Annotated in this window: 17 protein-coding genes; 7 read left to right on the top strand and 10 right to left on the bottom strand. The window is 64.6% G+C overall.

The genetic code is table 11. The annotated features are described in order from the left end of the window. Positions 1-113: 113 nt before the first annotated feature. The 5 genes from dapB to ACVOLZ_RS00625 form a co-directional block, all read right to left on the bottom strand. Entirely contained in the window at positions 114-845 is a 732-nt protein-coding gene (gene dapB, locus ACVOLZ_RS00645; RefSeq protein WP_481514689.1) for a 4-hydroxy-tetrahydrodipicolinate reductase, read from the bottom strand. A gap of 49 nt (positions 846-894) precedes the next feature. After that, complete coding sequence (locus tag ACVOLZ_RS00640; protein WP_481514688.1) at positions 895-1401, bottom strand: hypothetical protein; 507 nt, start codon at positions 1399-1401, stop codon at positions 895-897. Positions 1402-1713: 312 nt separating this feature from the next. Beyond that, the gene (locus ACVOLZ_RS00635; RefSeq protein ID WP_481514687.1) at positions 1714-1968 is read right to left on the bottom strand and encodes a DUF6587 family protein; all 255 of its coding nucleotides are present in this window, start codon (positions 1966-1968) and stop codon (positions 1714-1716) included. Continuing rightward, positions 1968-3827: a ferrous iron transport protein B gene (gene feoB / locus ACVOLZ_RS00630; protein WP_481514686.1), complete on the bottom strand. Its 1860-nt coding sequence runs from the start codon at positions 3825-3827 to the stop codon at positions 1968-1970. The genes ACVOLZ_RS00635 and feoB overlap by 1 nt, the downstream gene beginning before the upstream one ends. Next, entirely contained in the window at positions 3824-4072 is a 249-nt protein-coding gene (locus ACVOLZ_RS00625; protein WP_481509755.1) for a FeoA family protein, read from the bottom strand. The genes feoB and ACVOLZ_RS00625 overlap by 4 nt, the downstream gene beginning before the upstream one ends. Positions 4073-4197: 125 nt before the next feature. On the opposite strand from ACVOLZ_RS00625, the gene ACVOLZ_RS00620 reads away from it, so the two are divergent. The 5 genes from ACVOLZ_RS00620 (at position 4198) to yeiP (ending at position 10054) form a co-directional block, all read left to right on the top strand. Continuing rightward, positions 4198-4986, top strand: a complete 789-nt coding sequence (locus ACVOLZ_RS00620) for an enoyl-CoA hydratase/isomerase family protein (protein WP_481514685.1) — start codon at positions 4198-4200, stop codon at positions 4984-4986. Between the two features lie 48 nt (positions 4987-5034). Then, complete coding sequence (locus tag ACVOLZ_RS00615; protein ID WP_481514684.1) at positions 5035-5928, top strand: hydroxymethylglutaryl-CoA lyase; 894 nt, start codon at positions 5035-5037, stop codon at positions 5926-5928. Beyond that, positions 5925-8510 carry a sensor domain-containing protein gene (locus ACVOLZ_RS00610; RefSeq protein ID WP_481514683.1) on the top strand — a complete coding sequence of 862 codons (2586 nt, stop codon included), beginning with the start codon at positions 5925-5927 and terminating at the stop codon, positions 8508-8510. Before ACVOLZ_RS00615 ends, ACVOLZ_RS00610 begins: the two co-directional genes overlap by 4 nt. Positions 8511-8575: 65 nt before the next feature. Next, positions 8576-9346 (top strand): SDR family NAD(P)-dependent oxidoreductase, encoded by a 771-nt coding sequence (locus ACVOLZ_RS00605; RefSeq protein WP_481514682.1) that lies wholly within the window; start codon positions 8576-8578, stop codon positions 9344-9346. Positions 9347-9487: 141 nt separating this feature from the next. Further along, the gene (gene yeiP / locus ACVOLZ_RS00600) at positions 9488-10054 is read left to right on the top strand and encodes an elongation factor P-like protein YeiP (protein WP_062167704.1); all 567 of its coding nucleotides are present in this window, start codon (positions 9488-9490) and stop codon (positions 10052-10054) included. A 164-nt stretch (positions 10055-10218) separates the two neighbouring features. On the opposite strand, the gene ACVOLZ_RS00595 is transcribed toward yeiP, so the two are convergent. The 5 genes from ACVOLZ_RS00595 to ACVOLZ_RS00575 form a co-directional block, all read right to left on the bottom strand. Then, positions 10219-11337 carry a two-component system sensor histidine kinase NtrB gene (locus ACVOLZ_RS00595; RefSeq protein WP_481514681.1) on the bottom strand — a complete coding sequence of 373 codons (1119 nt, stop codon included), beginning with the start codon at positions 11335-11337 and terminating at the stop codon, positions 10219-10221. Then, positions 11334-13211, bottom strand: a complete 1878-nt coding sequence (locus tag ACVOLZ_RS00590) for a DUF7844 domain-containing protein (RefSeq protein ID WP_481514680.1) — start codon at positions 13209-13211, stop codon at positions 11334-11336. Before ACVOLZ_RS00590 ends, ACVOLZ_RS00595 begins: the two co-directional genes overlap by 4 nt. Then, positions 13211-13510 (bottom strand): DUF2388 domain-containing protein, encoded by a 300-nt coding sequence (locus ACVOLZ_RS00585; RefSeq protein ID WP_481514679.1) that lies wholly within the window; start codon positions 13508-13510, stop codon positions 13211-13213. Before ACVOLZ_RS00585 ends, ACVOLZ_RS00590 begins: the two co-directional genes overlap by 1 nt. A gap of 93 nt (positions 13511-13603) precedes the next feature. After that, complete coding sequence (locus ACVOLZ_RS00580; RefSeq protein WP_481514678.1) at positions 13604-16732, bottom strand: multidrug efflux RND transporter permease subunit; 3129 nt, start codon at positions 16730-16732, stop codon at positions 13604-13606. Positions 16733-16741: 9 nt separating this feature from the next. Next, positions 16742-17839: an efflux RND transporter periplasmic adaptor subunit gene (locus ACVOLZ_RS00575; RefSeq protein WP_481514677.1), complete on the bottom strand. Its 1098-nt coding sequence runs from the start codon at positions 17837-17839 to the stop codon at positions 16742-16744. 176 nt (positions 17840-18015) lie between these two features. Between ACVOLZ_RS00575 and ACVOLZ_RS00570 the strand changes: the two genes are divergently transcribed. Beyond that, entirely contained in the window at positions 18016-18762 is a 747-nt protein-coding gene (locus ACVOLZ_RS00570; protein WP_481514676.1) for a response regulator, read from the top strand. Beyond that, positions 18762-19829 (top strand): ATP-binding protein, encoded by a 1068-nt coding sequence (locus ACVOLZ_RS00565; RefSeq protein WP_481514675.1) that lies wholly within the window; start codon positions 18762-18764, stop codon positions 19827-19829. Before ACVOLZ_RS00570 ends, ACVOLZ_RS00565 begins: the two co-directional genes overlap by 1 nt. The last annotated feature ends 20 nt before the right edge of the window (positions 19830-19849 follow it).

Genomic DNA, 19849 nt, shown 5'->3' with positions numbered 1-19849 from the left:
GGAATTGTAAAGGCAAGGGGGCACCAACGCCAGCGCCCCGTGCGCTTTCCTTCAGCTGTTCAGTGATTACAAAAGCCACATTCCGGAGGGACTGCGCTCCGCATTCAGCTATTTCAAGCCTGCTCGGACGTCCCGACCAGGTCCCGCACCCGGTATTGCCCCGGACTGCGCTGGCACAGTTGTTTGGCCGCGTGCAGTGCGCCACGCGCAAAAATGTCACGGTTGGTGGCCCGGTGCACCAGTTCCACCCGCTCGCCCAGCCCGGTGAACTGGACGAAGTGCTCGCCGATGATGTCCCCGGCGCGCAGGCTGGCATAGCGCGGCTCGGCGCCGCCGTGCTGGGCCGACTCCCCCAACGTCAACGCGGTGCCGGAGGGTGCGTCCTTCTTGTGCACATGGTGCGATTCGACAATGTCGCAGTCCCAGCCTGGCAGGGCCGCCGCCGCCCGCTCCACCAGCTCGGCCAGCACTGCCACGCCGAGGCTGAAGTTGGTCGCCCAAACCAGAGGAATTTTGTTCGCAGCAGCTGCCAGGGCAGCCTGCTGCTGCTCGCTGATCCCGGTTGTGCCCGACACCAGGCCAACACCGCGCTCCACGCACAGTGCCAGAACCGGGTCAAATCCCTCCGGCAAGCTGAAATCGATCGCCACATCAAACGCCGGCGCGCCGGACAGCTCACTGGCAGCGAAATGCGGGATGCCGTCAATCACGCGTTGGATTGGCGGTTTGCGCACCACCGCAGCAACCACCTGCAACGAGGAATCTTCTGCGGCAAGACGCAGCAGGGCTTGGCCCATGCGGCCGGAGGCGCCATGGATCAGCAAACGGATTGGAGTCGTATTCATGCCCGCACGCTAACGCCTCAACGGCCCAGCACACAAGCACAGCGCGCGTTTACATCCTGCCGACATGGGTAATCGCACGGCTACCGGTCATATAAGTCCGCCAACGATTGCGTTCCACGGTGTCGCGGCCGCGGCTGACCATGCGCACGCCCGCCATTTCGACAATGGCCGACACCTCAACCTCGGCCGAACGACCATCGCTGGCAATGTTGATGCTGTTTACCTTCTGCTCGTAGCGCAGCGGCATGCGATCACCGAAGGCTTCCCGGAACTCACGCAGCTGACTCATGCTCTCAGCCAGGGAAGCGCAGTACTGCTCCCTGTCATAGCGCTGCTCGGCCTGCTGGGTTTCGGTCTTGGTTACGGTGGTCTGTACGTAGTCTTTCGACAACATCTCGCATAGCGGCTTGTCGTCGCCTGCCGCAAGCGCTTGGTCGGCGCGCAGGTACAGCGCGCGCACCTGTGACTCTGTGATCTTGTTGCCGCCACGCAGATAGATCGATCCGCCTACGGCCAACAACACGACCAACATCACAACGCCTATCAATGACTTCATGCCTTTCCCCTGGTTGCTTCCTGCAATTGGCGCAGTGTACAGCCGAAATGCTTCGTTCTACATGGAACCCCTGCCCGCGCCGCTACCAGTTTGGTGACAACACCAAATTGCCCAATGCCGCGCAGCCAGGACTGTAGCCCGGGCAAGCGTCACGCACCGGGGGCAAGTGTCCAATGGTCTTTCGGACTGCCTGCCGATGCTCCGGTGCCAGCTGAGGTTGCTCGAGCTTCGCGGCTTACGCCGCTCCTACAAAAGGCGCGCGCTGTTTTCGACATGCAACAACGCCGGGCTTCCCCGGCGTTGTTGTATTGCTCAATGCTGCTTGGGCTCGCTTGGCCCGCAACTGTTGCAGCCGCCGCATGCGCCCCCAGCACTTGCTGCAGGCGGTGCCAGACGTCGCCCCCAGGCCTGCAGTCGCGGTGAGCGCTGCGGCTTCACCAGCCATAGCGCTAACAGGCCGCGCAGCTTGCGCAATACGCCCGGGAACTGCTTCTTCAGCACCACCCAGGCACTGACCAGCACCGCCACGGCGATGATCAGGTATTGCAGCAGCAGGCCCTTGTCCATCAGCCCGCTCCCAACGCCACCGCCACCTGATAGGTAACGAACGCCGCCAGATAGGCCGCACCGAACAGGTATACCGTGGCGAACGCCATCTGCTTCCACGAGTTGGTCTCGCGCTTGATGGTGGCCAGGGTGGAGATGCACATCGGCGCGTAGATGAACCACACCATCAGCGACAAGCCAGTCGCCAGGGTCCATCCATCGCTGATCACCGGGGTCAGCGCCTGGATCGCCGCGTCATCATCGGCGGCCGACAAGGCATAGATCGTGGCCAGCGAAGACACTGCGACTTCACGCGCGCCCATGCCCGGGATCAAGGCAATACAGATCTGCCAGTTGAAGCCCAACGGGGCGAAGATGACCGCCATCGCGTGGCCGATCTGGCCGGCGAAGCTGTAATCGATGGCCGGCATGGTCGCGTTCTCTGGCGCACCGGGGTACGACAGCAGGAACCACAGCAGGATGGTCAGCGACAGGATGATGCCGCCCACGCGCTTGAGGAAGATCATCGCGCGCTCATACAGACCGACCAACAGATCGCGCGGATTGGGCAGGCGGTAGGACGGCAGCTCCAGCATCAAGGGATGCTCGCTCTTGTCGCGACGGAACTTCTTCATCGTCCACGACATCACCAGCGCACTGAGAATGCCAGCCAGATACAGCGCAAACAGCACCAGACCCTGCTGATTGAACACACCCCACACGGTTTTGGCCGGGATGAAGGCACCAATCAGCAAGGCATACACCGGCAGGCGCGCCGAGCAGGTCATCAGCGGCGCCACCAGGATGGTCGCCAGGCGATCACGCGGATCCTGGATGGAACGGGTGGACATGATGCCCGGCACCGCACAAGCGAAGCTGGACAGCAGCGGGATGAACGAACGACCAGACAAACCGGCCGAGGCCATCATCCGGTCCAGCAGGAAGGCAGCGCGCGGCAGGTAGCCCGATTCCTCAAGCGCCAGAATGAAGGCGAACAGGATCAGGATCTGCGGCAGGAACACCAGCACGCCGCCGACGCCGGCAATGATGCCGTCCACCAGCAGACTGCTCAGCGGCCCTTCCGGCAGCTTCTCGGCCACCACCGGCCCCAGCCAGCCAAAGGCCGCTTCGATCCCATCCATCAATGGCGTCGCCCAGGCGTACACCGCCTGGAAGATCAGGAACATCACCACGGCCAGGGTCAGCAGGCCGTACACCGGGTGCAGCAACCAGCGGTCGAGCGCGTCGTCGACCTTGGCGGTGGGCGCCGGCATACGCACGGCCGAGGCCAGGATGTCACGCACCTGTACGTGGTAGTCGGCACCTGGCTCAACCGAATGTACCGGCATGGCTTCCAGCTGCGGCATCAATGTATCGATGCGCTCGACCAGCGCGCGCGCACCGTTGTGGCGTACCGCGACGGTTTCCACCACCGGCACGCCCAAGGCCTTTTCCAGCGCCGGCACGTCGATTTCGATGCCACGCTTGCGCGCCGCATCAACCATGTTCAGGGCAACCACCATCGGCTTGCCAAGCTCACGCACTTCCAGCGCAAAGCGCAGATGCAGGCGCAGGTTGGTGGCATCGATCACACAGATCAGCGCATCCGGGGCAGCTTCGCCCGGGTAGAAGCCCCGGCACAGGTCACGGGTGATGGCCTCATCCAGGCTGGCCGGATGCAGGCTGTAGGCGCCCGGCAGATCCAGCACCGCGTACTCCTGCCCGGACGGCCCGCGCATGCGGCCTTCCTTGCGTTCGACGGTGACGCCGGTGTAGTTGGCCACCTTCTGGCGGCTACCGGTCAGCTGGTTGAACAGCGCGGTCTTGCCACTGTTCGGGTTGCCTACCAGCGCCAGCCTGGCGATCGCCGTACTACTCATGCCTGTGCTCCCTGTGCGCTTATCTGGACCCGTGCGGCCTCGCTACGACGCAGCGCAAAGCGGGTAAAACCGACCTGGAACAGCAGCGGTTCGCCGCCGACCGGACCACGCGCGACCAAACGAACTTCTTCTCCGTTCACGAAACCCAGTTCGCGCAGACGGCGCGCGATCGCATCGTTTGCATGCAGGTCCTGAACGCTTTCCACGCGCGCTGAAGCATGCAGCGGCAAATCTGACAACGTCACTGAATGGGCGCCTATGTAGAGTTGATAAGAATGGTTATCAATTCTAGCATCGCCGCGCTGCGTCATGGCGTCCCACCCCTGCACCGCTATGATTCGTCGGATTACCGTTTAAACAGGCATTACCTATGAGCGATGCATTGCTCGTGCAGCACCAGGGCGCGGTAGCGACCCTTTCCATGAACCGGCCGGACCTGCACAACGCCTTCGACGCGGCGCTGATCCAGTCCTTGACCGAGACCTTGTCCAGCCTGGGCGCCGACCCGGCGGTTCGCGCCGTGGTGCTGGCAAGTACTGGCCCCTCCTTCTCGGCCGGTGCCGACCTGCAGTGGATGCGCTCCATGGCCAACGCCAGCCAGGAAGAGAACCGCATCGACTCGCTGGCGCTGGCACGGCTGATGCGCACCCTCGATGAGCTGCCCAAGCCGACCATCGCCCGCGTGCAGGGGGCTGCCTTCGGTGGCGGCGTCGGCCTGGTCGCCTGCTGCGATATCGCCATTGCCGCCGAAGGCGCACGCTTTGGGCTGACCGAAAGCCGGCTCGGCCTGCTGCCTGCGGTGATCTCGCCCTATGTGATCGCCGCGATCGGCCCGCGCCAGGCAAGGCGATGGTTTGCTACCGGCGAGCACTTCGACGCCACTACCGCGCAGCAGATCGGCCTGGTCCACCAGGTCGTTGCCCCTGATGAGTTGGATGCCGCCGTGCAGACCCAGCTCAACCTGCTGGGCAAAGCCGGCCCGGTTGCGTCCGCATCAGCCAAGGTACTGGTCCGCGAGGTCCATGCTGCGCTGGCCGACCGCGACGGGCTGGACCGTGCCAATGCCGGCTTGATCGCCGCCCTGCGCGCCTCCGATGAAGGCCGCGAAGGGCTGACCGCCTTCCTTGAGAAGCGTCCTCCCCGTTGGACCGCGCAGTAATCTGCTCTCCAGTCCAAGCCGCGCCCTCCTCCAGCCAAAGACCGCTCCATGAATGATTTCGTCCGTATCGTCGAAGTAGGCCCGCGTGATGGCCTGCAGAATGAAAAGCAGCAGGTCGCCACCGCCGACAAGATCGAGTTGATCGACAGACTCTCGGCTACTGGCCTGCGCAGCATCGAGGCCACCAGCTTTGTCAGCCCCAAATGGGTGCCGCAGCTGGCCGACGCCGCCGAGGTCTTTGCCGGCATCCAGCGCAAGCCCGGTGTCAGTTACCCGGTGCTGGTACCCAACGAACAGGGCTACGAGCGCGCCTTGGCGGTGGGGGTAACCGAGGTTGCCGTGTTCACAGCCGCCTCCGAGCAGTTCAACCGCACCAACACCAACGCCGGCATTGATGAGTCGCTGCAGCGCTTCGAGCCGATCCTGGCCCGGGCCAAGGCGGATGGCGTGCGCGTGCGCGGCTATGTCTCCACGGTATTGGGCTGCCCCTACCAGGGCGAAGTGCCGTTGGCCGACGTCGTCCGCGTGGCTGCTCGCCTGCACACCATGGGCTGTTACGAAATATCACTGGGCGACACCATTGGTGTCGGTACCCCGCTCAAGGCCCGCGCCATGCTGCAGGCCGTGGCCGCGGAACTGCCGATAGAGGCCCTGGCCGTGCACTTCCACGATACCTATGGGCAGGCCTTGGCCAATATCGCCAGCTGCCTGGAAGAAGGCGTGCGGGTGGTGGATTCGGCCGTAGCCGGCACCGGCGGCTGCCCCTATGCACGCGGCGCTAGTGGTAATGTCGCCAGCGAAGATGTTATTTACATGCTGCACGGCATGGGGATGCGTACCGGCGTGGATCTGCCGGCGCTGGCCGCTACGGGGAACTGGCTCGCAGAACGACTGGGCCGGCAGACAGGCAGCAAGACAGGAAGGGCATTGACAGTGTCATGACCGGAACCAGCCAGCTTGGGATATCTGACGACGGCGATCACCGCGCCGCGCATGTCGACGCGCTGGCTGGACTGGAACAAGCACTGCTGCAACCATTGCCATTGGGCCTGCAGCAGGCCTTGCTCGCTGCACGCTCGGCCTTGACCGAGGCCATGGCCGAGCGGCGGCTGGCACAACGTCGCTACGCCGCCCTGTTCAATGCGGTACCCGACCCGGTCAGCATTCTCAGCGCCACCGGCGTGGTGCTGGACGTCAACAGCGCTGGAGTCCGCGCCTATGGCCGTACCCGCGAAGAGATCGTCGGCCAGCCCATCGAGCTGCTCAACCCCGACCTGCCAGCCGACCATCTTGAACCGGTCTGGGAAACCCTCAATCGTGGCGAAACCTATGTGGTGGAAGTCACCAACATGCGCGGCGACGGCAGCCGCTTTCCGGTGGAGGTGCATTCGGCCACCATCGAGCATGACGACGCACATTGCATCGTCGCTGTTGCCCGCGACCTGAGCCGGCGCTGGCAGGCTGAAACCCGCTACCGCCTGCTGCTGGAGTCCATCGACAAGGGTGTGATGCTGTTCGACCGCCAGCTCGGCATCATTTCCGCCAATCCCGCCGCACACCGCATTTTCAACCTCGGCAGCGTTGCCCCGGCCAAGGTGCCCTTGCACAGTGACGAATGGATCAGCGTTGACGAACACGGCCGCCGGCTGCGGCCCGAGCAGTGGCCGGTGACCCGCTCCTTTGCTGAAGGCAGGGCCATCCCCAGCACCATCATCGGCCTGTACCACCGGCCCAATGGGCGGATGATCTGGATCTCGATCACTACCGTGCCGGTGTTCTCGGCCGGCTGCGACCTGCCCGACCATGTGTTTTCCCTGTTCAGTGACATCACCGAACTCAAGCGCGACCACGCCTTGTTCGACCGCGCCCAGTCGCTGGCGCATATCGGCGGCTGGGAGTGGGATCGCGGCCAGCAGCGCCTTTACCTCACCGGCGAGGCACAGCGCATTCTTGGCCAGCAATCGGCGCCTACCGATCTGGAACAACTGCTGGCCTGCCTGAGCAGCCTGTCGCGTCAGCAGCTACGCGAGGCGATGGAGCGCGTGGTCGAGCAGCGCACCGGCTTCGAGCTGGAGCTGCAGGGCCAACGCGCCAGCGGCCACAGCTTCTGGATACGGATGATCGGCGAGGTCGAGCTTGGCGACCTGGCCTCGACCCGCATCGCCGGCACCCTGCAGGACATCACCGAGCCCAAGCACGCCGAGCAGACCCTCAAGAACCAGGCCCGCACCGATCCGCTTACCGGCATCATGAACCGCGATGCCGCCCTTACCGATCTGGAAGCCCGGCTGAGCAATCCCTCGCATGCCGAGGTCGCCGTGCTCTACATCGATCTGGACCGGTTCAAGACCGTCAATGATGTGCTCGGCCACAATGCCGGCGACCTGCTGCTGATCGAAGCCACCCGGCGCATTGCCGATGCGATAGGCACCGAGGGCCTGCTCGCGCGCTTTGGCGGCGATGAATTTGTGGTCACCTGCGACACCCGCGAACTGCCCGGGCGACCGGAAAAGTTGGCCGAAGCGATCACCCGCGCGTTCGTCCCGCCGTTCCAGTTCGGCAAGGACGAGTTCCCGGTCACCACCAGCATTGGTATTGCCCGTGCCCCCAAGGACGGCGTGCGCCCGCAGCAGCTGATCCAGAACGCCGATCTGGCCATGTACGAGTGCAAGCGCCGCGACCGCAATGGCTGGCAACTGTTCTCGCCCGAACTGGCGCGCCGCCAACGCGACCGCCTGCAGATCGAGCGACGCCTGCGCAAGGCTTTGGACCGCGACGAATTCCGGCTGGTCTACCAGCCACAGGTGGATCTGCGTAGCGGCCAGATCATCGCCTGCGAGGCGCTGATCCGCTGGCGCAACCGCCAGCTCGGCGAGCTGCGCCCGGACATCTTCATCAGTCACGCCGAGAACACCGGCGATATCGTCCGCATCGGCGAATGGGTGCTGCACCAGGCCTGCCGGCAGATCCGCGAATGGCAGCGCGAAGGCCTGGGCATGATGCGGGTGGCAATCAATGTCTCCTACCGCCAGTTCAGTGGTGACCGTCTGGCCCGCCAGGTGCGCGAGGTTCTTGATCACTACAGCCTGCCGGGCAGCGCGCTGGAGTTGGAGTTCACCGAGCGGGTACTGATCGAGGACGCCCCGGCGACTTTGCGCACCTTTGCCGAGCTGCGTGCCATGGGCGTGGTGCTGACCATCGACGACTTCGGCGAGGGCTATAGCGCGCTCAACTACCTGCGCACCCTGCCAATCCACGGCCTCAAGCTCAGCCAGCTGTTCATCAGCGGCGTACCCGGCAACCCTTCCGATGTCGCGGTCTGCGAGGCGGTCTGTGGCATCGCCCGCAGCCTCGGCCTGGGGCTCGTCGCCGAAGGCATCGAGTCCGAGGCGCAACGCCAGTTCCTGCTGGAGCTGGGGGTACCGGTCGGTCAGGGCTTCCTGTTCGCACCCGGCCTGTCACCGATGGACTTCAGTCGACGCCTGCCCATGGCTGACGTGGCAGACCCGGCGCCACAGGTCTGATCTCGCCAACTAGGCGCGGATCGGCATCAGCTAGAATCGGTAGATCACTCAGCAGGATTGTTCCAATGCAGCTGTCTTCCGTTCGTGCCGTCATCACCGGCGGTGTCTCTGGCCTTGGCCTCGGCGTCGCCCAGTTCCTGGTTGCCAATGGCGGCAAGGTCGCCCTGTTCGACCTCAATGATGAAAAGGGCGCCGCAGCGGTCGCCGAACTGGGCGCCGACAATGCCCGCTACTTCACCACCAATGTCACCGACGAAGCGGGCGTCGCCGCCAATCTGGCGGCCGCGCGTGAGTTCCTTGGCGGCTTTAACGTGGTGATGAACTGCGCCGGCATCCTCGGTGCCGGCCGCGTGCTCGGCCGCGAAGCAGCGATGCCGCTGGCCAACTTCCAGAGCACGGTGATAGTCAACCTGGTCGGCAGCTTCAATGTCGCCAAGGCCGGCGCCGAGCTGATGCAGCACAACGAGGCCAATGCCGACGGCGAGCGCGGCGTGATCATCAACACCGCCTCGGTAGCTGCCTATGAAGGCCAGATCGGCCAGGCTGCGTATTCCGCCTCCAAGGGCGGCGTGGTCGGCATGACCCTGCCGATGGCGCGCGAGCTTTCACGCTTCGGCATCCGTGTGCTGACCATTGCCCCCGGCGTGTTCTGGACCCCGATGGTCGACGGCATGCCGCCGAACGTGCAGGAATCGCTGGCCGCCTCCATCCCGTTCCCGTCGCGACTGGGCCAGCCGGCCGATTTCGCCAGCCTGGTCGGCCACATCATTGGCAATACCTACCTCAACGGTGAGACTATTCGCCTCGACGGCGCCGTACGTTTGGCGCCGAAGTAATTGAGCCGGGAATGGGGAATAGAGAGTGGGGAATTGAACCCCGCTATCGCTTCACCATTGCCTGAACCTCATTGCCTGCCCGTTGAATGGAAGGCGGTTGACCTTCCATTCCCGATTCCCCATTCCCCACTCCCTGCATTTATGAAAGCCAACGACATCAAAAAAGGCAACGTCGTCGAGTACAACAACGGCGTCTACCAGATCCGCGACATCGAGCGCAGCTCGCCGCAGGGCCGCGGCGGCAACGTCCGCTTCCGCTTCATCATGTACAGCGTGCCGGGCGGCAACAAGCTCGATGCCAGCTTCGATGCCGATGACAACCTGCCGGAAGTCGAGCTGCTGCGTCGCCAGTCCACCTTCTCCTACATGGACGGCGATGCCTTCGTGTTCATGGATGACGAGGACTACACCCCGTACACGCTGGACGCTGACGTGATCGGCGACGATGCTGGCTACATCACCGAAGGCCTGACTGGCATCTTCGTGCAGGTCATCGACGACCAGCCGGTCGCGATCCAGCTGCCGCAGCACGTAACTCTGGAAGTGGTGGAGACCCCGCCGGAACTGAAGGGCGGCACCGCTACCAAGCGTCCGAAGCCGGCCAAGCTCAGCACCGGTCTGGAAATCATGGTGCCGGAGTACATCGTCAACGGCGAACGCATCCTGGTGAACACCACCACCGGTGAGTTCGGCGGCCGCGCTGATTGATTGACTGCAGCCTCCCGCCAAACGGCGGGAGACTGCACGGCATTTTGTAGGAGCGGCGTCAGCCGCGAAGCCGATAGGGCTTCAGATCTTGAGATCCTCAGAAAACCGGCGTCGTTACCGATAGCCAGCTTCGCAGCTTACGCCGCTCCTACAAAACCAGCTGGCTACGCTACTACCGGGAAATACAGCGACACCGCTGCCCCGCCCAGCGCCGAGGTGCCAATGGTCGCCGTGCCTCCCGACTGCGCTGCAAAGCCATACACCTGGCTCAGCCCCAGCCCGCTGCCATCACCCACGCTCTTGGTGGTGAAGAACGGCTCGAACACGCTCTCCTGGATCTCGGCCTGAATGCCTGGCCCGCTGTCGCCAACGCAGATGCAGACAAACTGCCCGGCCTCCCCCGCGCCCGACGGCACAATGATGCTTTCAAGCCGTGCCGACAACAGCACCTTGCCAACACCGTGCATGGCATCGCGGCTATTGCTCAACAGGTTCAACAGCGCCGCCTCCAGCTGACCGATATCCACCGAAATCGGCGGCAGTTGCTCGGCAATACTCAGGTTCAACTGGATCGTCTCGCCACAGACGCGGCGGTAGAGTTCCAGCGAGGCATTGAGCAGATCATCCACCTGGCTCAGCTGCGGCACCAAGGTCTGCCCGCGCCCGAACGCCAGCATCTGCCGGGTCAACTGGGTGCCGCGCCCGACGGCACGATGGGCGATGTCCAGGATGCGGCGCACGCTCTCGTCACCGGAGCGACGCAGCGACAGCATGTCCAGGCTGTTGCCGATCACCGACAGCAGGTTGTTGAAGTCGTGCGACAGGCCCAGGGTCAACTTGCCCACCGCGTCCAGACGCTGCGCGCGCAGCGCGACCTCCTGTGCCTCGCGCACCCGCTTCTGGGTCTGGAATGCCTCGGTAACGTCGCGGATCAATACCAGCACCCGTACGCCACGCGGGTCGGCTACCCGCTCCAATATCATCGATGCGCGAAAACGGCCACCGTCCTTGCGCACCATCGCCAGGCTGAGCTGGTCGCTGCCCTGCTGCAGTGTGCGCGCGACTGCCTGCTGTGCCGCGCCGCGCTGTGTATCGGCAGCGCTGAACAATTGCGAGAACGGCAGCCCGCGAATCTCTTCGCAGGGATAGCCAAACACTGTTGCCACCCCAGCATTGCAGCTGAGCACCTGCCCATCAGGATCGAGCTGGAGAATCGCGCAGGAGCGCAGCTTCAACACATCCTCGGCCATCGCATCGGCCGTCTGCTGCCCAGTACCAATCAACCGCGCTCTCCTGAAAACCGACCCGGACGTCGCTCATCGAGCGTCGCCGCCTCCCCTGGTTGCGTACCGTACCCTAAACGCAGCCGCTGCCGCAGGTACAACAGGTTCGCTTCAATCTGCTCCATCCGCGCGCGCTGCGCTTCGGGCAAGGCGGCCAATGCGGCCTCGCGCAGGGCCTGCCATTGTTGCTGGGCAAGCCCCGCCCCAGCGGCAGCCTCGGCGCTCAAGCGCGCCCGTTCATCCGCATCGGGAATGCCATAGCCGTGACCCAACAGGCTGCCCGGAGCCAGCAGCACGGCAGACCGCGCCATCAACGCCTGGAAGTCCGCCATTTCCTGCCGCCGTTTGCCACCGGCAAGCAGACTGCGCTTGAGAACATCTGCTGCAGCCAGCTCCGCCCGTCGCCATGCAGCCTGTTCCAGCAGCAGCATGGCCGCCAGCACCTGATCATCAGCCTGCTGCATCCACGTCCGCCGTTGTGCGGGCGGCAGGGCCAACCACGCCTCCACGTCGTTGGCCGGCAACGACAGGGCTTTGCGCGCGACCTCGAACACCAGCGCGTAATGGGCGGCCGCCGACTCGAAGTAATAGCCCCCACGCAGCGCCTGTGCACGATCGCGTGGCGGATCGGCCAATACTTCGGCACGCAGGCTGTGCAGCAAGCCAGTCGGAGTGATCGATAGCAGCTCGGCCGCGCCCAAGCGCGGCGCGCCATCGCCAAGCAGCTTGCCGGTTTCCACCGCGCAGTTGTTGCTGATGAAGTAGTAACGCCCGTCGTAATCCCAGTGCAGCCGCGCCGCCTGCTGCAGCACCGCGTTTATCTCATCACGATGCAGGCGCAGTGGCGTGGATGAGACCCCGCGCAGCTCCACCTTGGTGTATTCCTCGATCACCCGGCTCAGCGGCAACACGAACAAGCGCGACGGATAGGACCCGGTCAGGCCGCGCCAACTGGATATCTGCACATCGCCGACGAAGGCGCGGAACGACAGCACCAGGTGATATTGCAGATCCATCCGACAAGCGGGGCCGGGCGTGCGCCCGGGCGCACAGACCACCAGCCGCAACATGCTGTGGCCCCAGCGGCTCATCAGCTTCTCGTTGCCTTCGGCCAGCAGGTAGTCGATTTCGTAGACCCGCGCCGGGTCGAGATCAAGCAGGTCGGCCTGGCCTTCCTGCTCGCCTGCTTGCATGAATGGCAAGTTCTGCGGGCACTGCACCACCTCCAACTGCCGCGGCGCGCCAAGATTCTCGCCGAACCATGCATGCAGAAGCGGACGCCGGCAGGCGTAGTCCGGGTCCAGCAGATAGTGTTCAAGGTTCACCGCGAAGAACTCGGCCGGGCTCTCCAACTCGTAGCGATCGAGGCTACGCAGACTGAAGTGGTTGCGCCCACGCCCCGGCCACAACGGCCGTTGCTGCCAACCGGCGAGATCCAGAAAGCGCGGTTGACGTGACCAGCCGCCCTTGGCAGAACGGTCCAGCGCATGCCCCAGCTCGTGGATCAGCGCAGCACGTGCCTGTTGCCACGCCTGGGCGGAGCTGGCAGAGGATGCAGGACCACCCTGCAACAACAGCGGCAGCAGGCGCTTGTCCAAGCCAAGTTCAGCTCCGCGCGCCCTGCCCTGCACATGCTCGGGCAAGTCGTCACGCCAACGTAGCTGCAGCGTCAAGGAACTGCTGCCCTCGATGCCGGCGGGAATGCGCGCCAGTACATCGTCGATCAGTTGCTGGCTGGCCAGTAGCTGAGCCGGATCCAGCGCCGGCGCAGTTGCCTGCAGCTCGATGCGTACTGCCGCCTGCAGCGGCGTGGCGGTGCAGAGCAACAGCAACACCGCCAGCCACCGCGCGGGCGGCAGCCGGCGGAGCTTCATCACAGGGCCAGAATCTTCCGGGCCAGTTCCATGTCGCTGGCGTCGCGCGCAGCAACATCACGCTCGCGCAGCTGGATCAAGGCCGCTTCCAGCCATGCGCCACGGATTTCGCCATTGCTGGCAACAAAACCCGCTGCGTCTTCGCGTGCATCCAGCAGCACCTTGTCGTCGCCCGAGGAACTGCCCGAAGAATTGGACGAAGCGCCCGATGCGGAACCGGCCGACGTGCCTGCGAAGCTGGAGGCGAATGCCGACATCGGCAGGGCAATCAAGGCGCAGAACAGGATCTTACGGATCATCGGCAGGTCAACATCGGGCATAAAGGACGCCAAGAGTAACCACCACCGCCCACAGTTGGAACCTGTCGCCGCCCTGCCCGGCCGATCCGTTCATCATCTCCCGACTCCGGAACTCCCCCGCGAGACCGGCAAACGCGGCCGCAACCAGCGCCAACTGCCATCCACCACCACATAGAACACCGGCACGAAGAACACCGCCAACACGGTTGCGGTCACCATCCCCCCGAACACGCCGGTACCAATGGCCTGCTGGGTTTCCCGCGATGCGCCCTGTGCCAGCATCAACGGCAGCACGCCCAGCGCGAACGCCATCGACGTCATCAGGATCGGCCGCAGACGCAGACGCGCGGCCCGCAGTGCGGCCTGCGCCGCCGTCATCCCCTGCCGCTGCAGCTGTCGCGCAAACTCAACGATCAGGATCGCATTCTTCGCCGACAGGCCAATCACCGTGATCATGCCGACCTTGAAGAATATGTCGTTGGGCATGCCACGCAGCAATACCGCTGCAACCGCACCCAGCAGGCCAAGCGGCACCACCAGCATCACCGCCATCGGGATCGACCAGCTCTCGTACAGCGCCGCGAGCACCAGGAATACCACCAGCATCGATATCAGCAGCAGCCACGGCGCTTGTGCGCCCGAGGTCTTCTCCTGCAGCGACTGGCTGGTCCATTGCAGCGCAAAGCCTGGCGGCAGCTGCGTGGCCAGCCGTTCCATCTCGGCCATGGCTTGTCCGGTGGAGACGCCTTCGGCGGGCGCACCAGACACATTCAGTGCGGGGAATCCAAGATAACGCTGCAACTGCAACGGCGACTCCTCCCAGTGCGGGCTCACCAGCTCCGCAAGTGCAACCATGCCGCCCTGGGCATTGCGCACGTACAGACGCAGCACATCCTCGACCTCCATCCGGAACGGCGCATCTGCCTGCAGGATCACTTGCTGCAGACGCCCGGCATTGGGGAAGTCGTTGACGTATTGCGAGCCCATCGCTACTGACAAGGTGTTGCTGATGTCGGCAAATCCAACGCCCATCGCCTCGGCCTTGGCGCGATCTATCTGCAGCCGCACGCTGTTGCCCGATGGCAGGCCATCAGCGTGCACCTCGCCCAGCAAGGGGCTGGCCTGGGCCAACGCCAACAGCTGCTTCTGCGCCGCCCGCAGCTGCTGCTGGGTCTGGCCGCTGCGCGCCTGCAACGCCAGACTGAAGCCGGAGGAGTTGCCCAGACTGTCGATCGCCGGTGGCGTCACACTGATCACCTGTCCTTCGCCGGTAGCCGCCATCGCTTTCAGGGTGGCCGCCACCTCGCCGGTTGCGGTGGCACCGTCGCGCTCACCCCAGTCCTTGAGCATGGTGTAAGCCATCGCTGCACTGGGGCCCGATCCGGCAAAGCTGTAGCCGGTGATTACCTGGTTGGCGGCGATGCCTGGCCGCGAGGCGATATGTGCCTCGTAGGCCTGGACCACGGCCAGGGTTCGTTCTGCAGTCGCTTCGGCTGGCAACTGGATCGAGGTCATGAAGTAGCCCTGATCCTCTTCCGGGAGGAAGGCACCTGGCAACCATTGCAGACCCAGCAGCAACACCAGTACCAGACCGGCGAACACCGCCATGACGCGACCGCAGCGGCGCAGCACCGCAGCCACACCGCGGTGATAGCGTCCACTCATGCGCGCGAATCCGCGATTGAATGCTGCGAACACACGCCCGTGCGGCCGTTCGTGCGCGACCGGCCGTAGCAGTGTTGCGCACAGTGCCGGGGTCAGGCTCAACGCCAGCAGCGCCGAGATCAGGATCGCCACCGCCATCGATACCGTGAACTGGCGATAGATCGCGCCCACCGAGCCACTGGCGAACGCCATCGGAATGAACACCGCGGTCAGCACCAGGGTGATGCCGACCACGGCGCTGGTCAGTTCACGCATCGCCTTGATCGTGGCCTCGCGCGGTGCCAAGCCTTCCTCGGCCATGATCCGTTCAACGCCTTCGACCACCACGATCGCGTCGTCGACGATGATGCCGATCGCCAGCACCATGCCGAACATGGTCAGCACGTTGATCGAGAATCCCAACGCCAGCATCACCGCAAAGGTGCCCAGCAGCGCAATCGGCGCCACCAGTGCTGGCACCAGCGTGTAGCGCCAATCCTGCAGGAACAGGAACATCACCGCGAACACCAGCAGCATCGCCTCCAGCAAGGTCTGCAGCACCTTCTGGATGGATATCTTCACGAACGGCGCGGTATCGAACGGAATACTGCTTTCAACACCCGGCGGCAGCAGAGCCTGCAACTCGGCCATGCGCGCACGCACCGCCGTTGACGTACTCACCGCATTCGCGCCCGGACGCAGCTGGATACCGGCGGCAGTCGCCACCTGACCGTCCTCGCGGGTACCCCATGCATAACTCTGCGCACCGAGCTCCACCCGCGCCACATCGCCGAGCAGCACCCGCGAGCCATCAGCACCGGCACGCAGCACTATCGCCGCGAATTGCGCCGGCGTCGTCAGCTGGCCATCGGCGACCAAGGGCACGGTGATGCGCTGCCCGGTCACGCTGGGCGAGTCACCGATTCGGCCCGGGGCGATGTTCTGGTTCTGTTGCTCGATGGCGGTAACCACGTCGCCTACGGTGAGCTCATAGCCTGCCAAAGCGGTAGGGTCCAGCCAGATCCGCATGGCCTGCTCGGCACCGAACAACTGCACCCGACCAACACCGTCGATGCGGCGCAGCTCCTCGATGATGTTGCGCGCCATGAAATCGCCCAGCTGCGCTTCGTCCACGCTGCCGTCAGGCGATTTCAGCCCTACCAGCATCAGGAAGCCGGACCCGGACGCCTCCACATACAAACCACTCTGGCGCACGCTGGCCGGCAAGCGCGGCTCGATCGCCTTGATCCGATTCTGTACGTCGACCTGCGCCAATTCCGGATTGGTGCCCGGAGCGAACGTGGCGGTGATGGAGGCCTCACCAGAGGTATCCACCGACGACTGGAAATACAGCAGGTGTTTGACGCTGGACAGCTCACGCTCGATCAACCCCACAACCGAGTCATCCAGGGTCTGCGGACTGGCGCCGGGGTAGCTGGCGTAGATGCTGACGCTGGTTGGCGCCACCGCCGGGTAGCGCTCCACCGCAAGCTGCGGGATTGCCAGTACGCCGGCCAGCACGATGAAGATCGCCAGCACCCAGGCGAACACCGGGCGATCAATGAAGAAACGAGCCATGTCTTACCTTCAGTGGTTGCTGGATGCGACGGCGGCTTTGCCCTGCACTGGCACTGGCTGCCAAGGTGAGGTTTCGACCAGCCGCCCTTCCTGCAGACGCTCCTGTCCTTCCACCACAACCCGCTCACCGGCCTTCAGGCCGCTGCGCACGATCCACTGCCGATCCACGCTGCCGTCGATTTCGATGGTGCGGATGACGGCCTTGCCGTCGCCGCCGACCACCCAGGCATAAGCCTGGCCACCGGCACTGCGCAGCACCGCTTGTTGCGGTAGCAGCGGCAGCTGGCTGGCCGCGCCACGCGGCACCCGCGCACGCACGAACATGCCCGGCAACAGCTCGCGACGAGGATTGTCGACCAGCACCCGCAACACCACATCGCCAGTACGCGCGTCGACATTGATACCCGAGAACAACAGCTGCCCGGGCTCCTCGTGCACCTGACCATTCGCGCCGATGATCGCCACCGACAGCCCGCTGCCATCGACCACACCCTTGCGCATTTCCGGCAGCTGCGAGGCGGGCTGGCGCACATCGACATAGACCTGGTCGATCTGCTGCACCAGCGCCATCGGCTCGCTGTCGGCGGCGCTCACCAAGGCGCCTTCGGTCACCATTGCCTGGTCGATACGGCCGTCAATGGGCGCGCTGACCGTGGCATAGCGCAGATCCAGTTGGCGCCTTGCCAGGATTGCCTTGGCCTCGGCCACCGCCGCACGCGCCTGCTCGTATTCAAACGTCGCGTCATCGCGATTCTGCTGGCTCACCGCCTGCGCGGCGGCCAGCGCCTGCAGGCGCTGCGCCTGCACCCGGCTGCGCGCCAGCGCCGCCTCGCTGCGCTGCAATGCCGCCAGCGCGGAATCGACATCGGCACGGAAGGCCGCCGGATCGATCTGGAACAACGCCTGCCCAGCGGCAACTTCGGCCCCCTGCTCGAACAGGCGCTTGCGCACGATGCCGCCTACCTGCGCGCGGATCTGCGCGGTGCGCAACGCCGACACCCGCCCCTGCAGCTCGTCATCGCGCTGCACGCGTTGTGCGGCAACGGTCAGCACGCTGACCTTGGGTACCGCTTGCGGGGGTGCTTCAGGGGAGGAGCAGGCCGTCATGGCCATAACCAGAGCCGCACACAAGGCCGTCGTAATCCGTCGAATGGTCATCGCTACACGTGGTACTGGAAAGCCTGCAGGAACGCAGGCGCGCAGTGTGCGGGCCGATGATGGGGTTTCGATGGAGGGAATGTGGAGATAGCATGGAGGCCAGAACCTTTCGGTCCCACCCGGCAATGACTGCACATCTACCCGCCGCCGCGATGGCGCAATGGGACCGCTCCCATGATGCACTTGTCCTGATCGTCGAGGACGAAACCGAGATCGCCGACATCATTGCTGCATATCTGGAGCGGGAGAAACTGCGCGTCGTCCGCGCCGCGGACGGCCGGAGTGCACTGGAGCTGCACCGCAGTGCCCGCCCCGACCTGGTGCTATTAGATGTCCAGCTACCCGGCATCGATGGCTGGGGTGTGCTTTCGCAGCTGCGCCAGAGCAGCGATACGCCGATCATCATGCTGACCGCACTGGATCAGGATCTGGACAAGCTCACCGCATTGCGGATGGGTGCAGACGACTACGTGGTCAAACCATTCAACCCGGCCGAAGTCGCCGCGCGGGTACGTGCGGTACTGCGCCGCACCCTGCGTGCAGCGCCGCGACAGGCCGCCGCATCGTTGCGCGCAGGGCCATTGCTGATCGATCCGCAAACCCACTGCGTGCACGTCGAGGGCGAAGGCTATAGCCACGAGCTGTTGCTCACCCTCACCGAGTTCAAGTTGCTGCACTGCATGGCACTGGCGCCTACCCGCATCTTCAGCCGCAGCGAGCTCATGCACCAATGCCTGCCCGAGAGCGAGGCACTGGAACGCACCGTCGACAGCCATGTCAGCAAACTGCGCCGCAAGCTCGATGACGTAGGCGTGGCCAACATGCCGGCCAGTGTGCGCGGTGTCGGCTACCGCCTGGCGGCGGATCGCTGATGCGCCGCCCCGGTCTCAATCGACACATCGTCATGTCGATGTCGCTGATGGTCATCGGCGTCATCTTGATGATGGCCTTGTCCTCCTGCCTGCTGTACGCGATTCTGGTCGACTCCTATCCAGTCAGCATGCTGGAACTGCGGGAATGGTTGCCCACTGGCCCCGATCTGGCTTGGATGGCGTGCGTCACCGCTATCGGCTTGGCCTTGGCATTGGCCACATCGATCCGCCTCTCTCGTCGCATCGTGTCTCCGCTCAACACCTTGATGGAATCGGTGCGCGCACTCGCCGATGGCGACCTGAGTGTACGTGCCAGCGCCAGCGACGATGCACTGGATGAAGTGGCCTTGCTGGTCGAGGACTTCAACACCATGGCCGCACGCCTGCAGCACATGGACCGCGAACGCACGCTGTGGCACGCCGCGATCGCGCATGAACTGCGCACGCCGCTGACCATCCTGCGCGGCCGCCTGCAGGGCTTGGCGGATGGCGTGTTCCAGCCGGACGAAGCGCAGTTCCGCAGCCTGCTGGCACAGGTAGAGGGGCTGTCGCGGCTGATCGAGGACCTGCGCGTGTTGGGACTGGCCGGCAACGGCAGGCTCGACGTAAGGCGTGCGCCGACCGACGTAGTGCAGGAAGTGCATTCGGTGATGACCATGGTCGACCCCGCATTCCGCAGCGCCGGCTCCGTGCTGGAGCTGGAAACCCACCGCGACGAACACCTGGCGTATTGCGACCCGACCCGACTGCGTCAGGCCCTGCTTGCCCTGCTGGAGAACGCGCGCCGCTATGCCAGCCCGGGGCGGGTGCGTATCTCAATCCAGGACGGCAAGGAACACGTGCGGCTGGCCATCGAGGACAACGGCCCGGGCATCGAGGCCAACCTGCAACCACATGTCTTCGATCCGTTCATGCGCGGCGATGGCTCGCGCTCGCGCCAAGGTGGCGGCAGCGGACTCGGCCTGGCCGTGGTCAAGGCGATCGCCGATGCGCACGGCGGCCACGTTTCCTGCAGCAGCGGCGCCGACGGCGGCAGCCGCTTCGTGCTGGAACTACCGCGCGAGTAGTTGCTCCTTCCGGGAGTTCG

It is taken from the genome of Stenotrophomonas sp. STEN020 (assembly GCF_056760195.1).
The sequence above is the reverse complement of the archived record's forward strand: the minus strand, read 5'-3'. Positions and strand labels throughout refer to the sequence as shown.

Bases quoted from the DNA above. Each gene is read 5' to 3' on its own strand.
- dapB (WP_481514689.1), bottom strand. From the start codon at position 845: ATGAATACGACTCCAATCCGTTTGCTGATCCATGGCGCCTCCGGCCGC.
- ACVOLZ_RS00640 (WP_481514688.1), bottom strand. From the start codon at position 1,401: ATGAAGTCATTGATAGGCGTTGTGATGTTGGTCGTGTTGTTGGCCGTA.
- ACVOLZ_RS00635 (WP_481514687.1), bottom strand. From the start codon at position 1,968: ATGGACAAGGGCCTGCTGCTGCAATACCTGATCATCGCCGTGGCGGTG.
- feoB (WP_481514686.1), bottom strand. From the start codon at position 3,827: ATGAGTAGTACGGCGATCGCCAGGCTGGCGCTGGTAGGCAACCCGAAC.
- ACVOLZ_RS00620 (WP_481514685.1), top strand. From the start codon at position 4,198: ATGAGCGATGCATTGCTCGTGCAGCACCAGGGCGCGGTAGCGACCCTT.
- ACVOLZ_RS00615 (WP_481514684.1), top strand. From the start codon at position 5,035: ATGAATGATTTCGTCCGTATCGTCGAAGTAGGCCCGCGTGATGGCCTG.
- ACVOLZ_RS00610 (WP_481514683.1), top strand. From the start codon at position 5,925: ATGACCGGAACCAGCCAGCTTGGGATATCTGACGACGGCGATCACCGC.
- ACVOLZ_RS00605 (WP_481514682.1), top strand. From the start codon at position 8,576: ATGCAGCTGTCTTCCGTTCGTGCCGTCATCACCGGCGGTGTCTCTGGC.
- yeiP (WP_062167704.1), top strand. From the start codon at position 9,488: ATGAAAGCCAACGACATCAAAAAAGGCAACGTCGTCGAGTACAACAAC.
- ACVOLZ_RS00590 (WP_481514680.1), bottom strand. From the start codon at position 13,211: ATGAAGCTCCGCCGGCTGCCGCCCGCGCGGTGGCTGGCGGTGTTGCTG.
- ACVOLZ_RS00585 (WP_481514679.1), bottom strand. From the start codon at position 13,510: ATGATCCGTAAGATCCTGTTCTGCGCCTTGATTGCCCTGCCGATGTCG.
- ACVOLZ_RS00580 (WP_481514678.1), bottom strand. From the start codon at position 16,732: ATGGCTCGTTTCTTCATTGATCGCCCGGTGTTCGCCTGGGTGCTGGCG.
- ACVOLZ_RS00575 (WP_481514677.1), bottom strand. From the start codon at position 17,839: ATGACGGCCTGCTCCTCCCCTGAAGCACCCCCGCAAGCGGTACCCAAG.
- ACVOLZ_RS00570 (WP_481514676.1), top strand. From the start codon at position 18,016: ATGACTGCACATCTACCCGCCGCCGCGATGGCGCAATGGGACCGCTCC.
- ACVOLZ_RS00565 (WP_481514675.1), top strand. From the start codon at position 18,762: ATGCGCCGCCCCGGTCTCAATCGACACATCGTCATGTCGATGTCGCTG.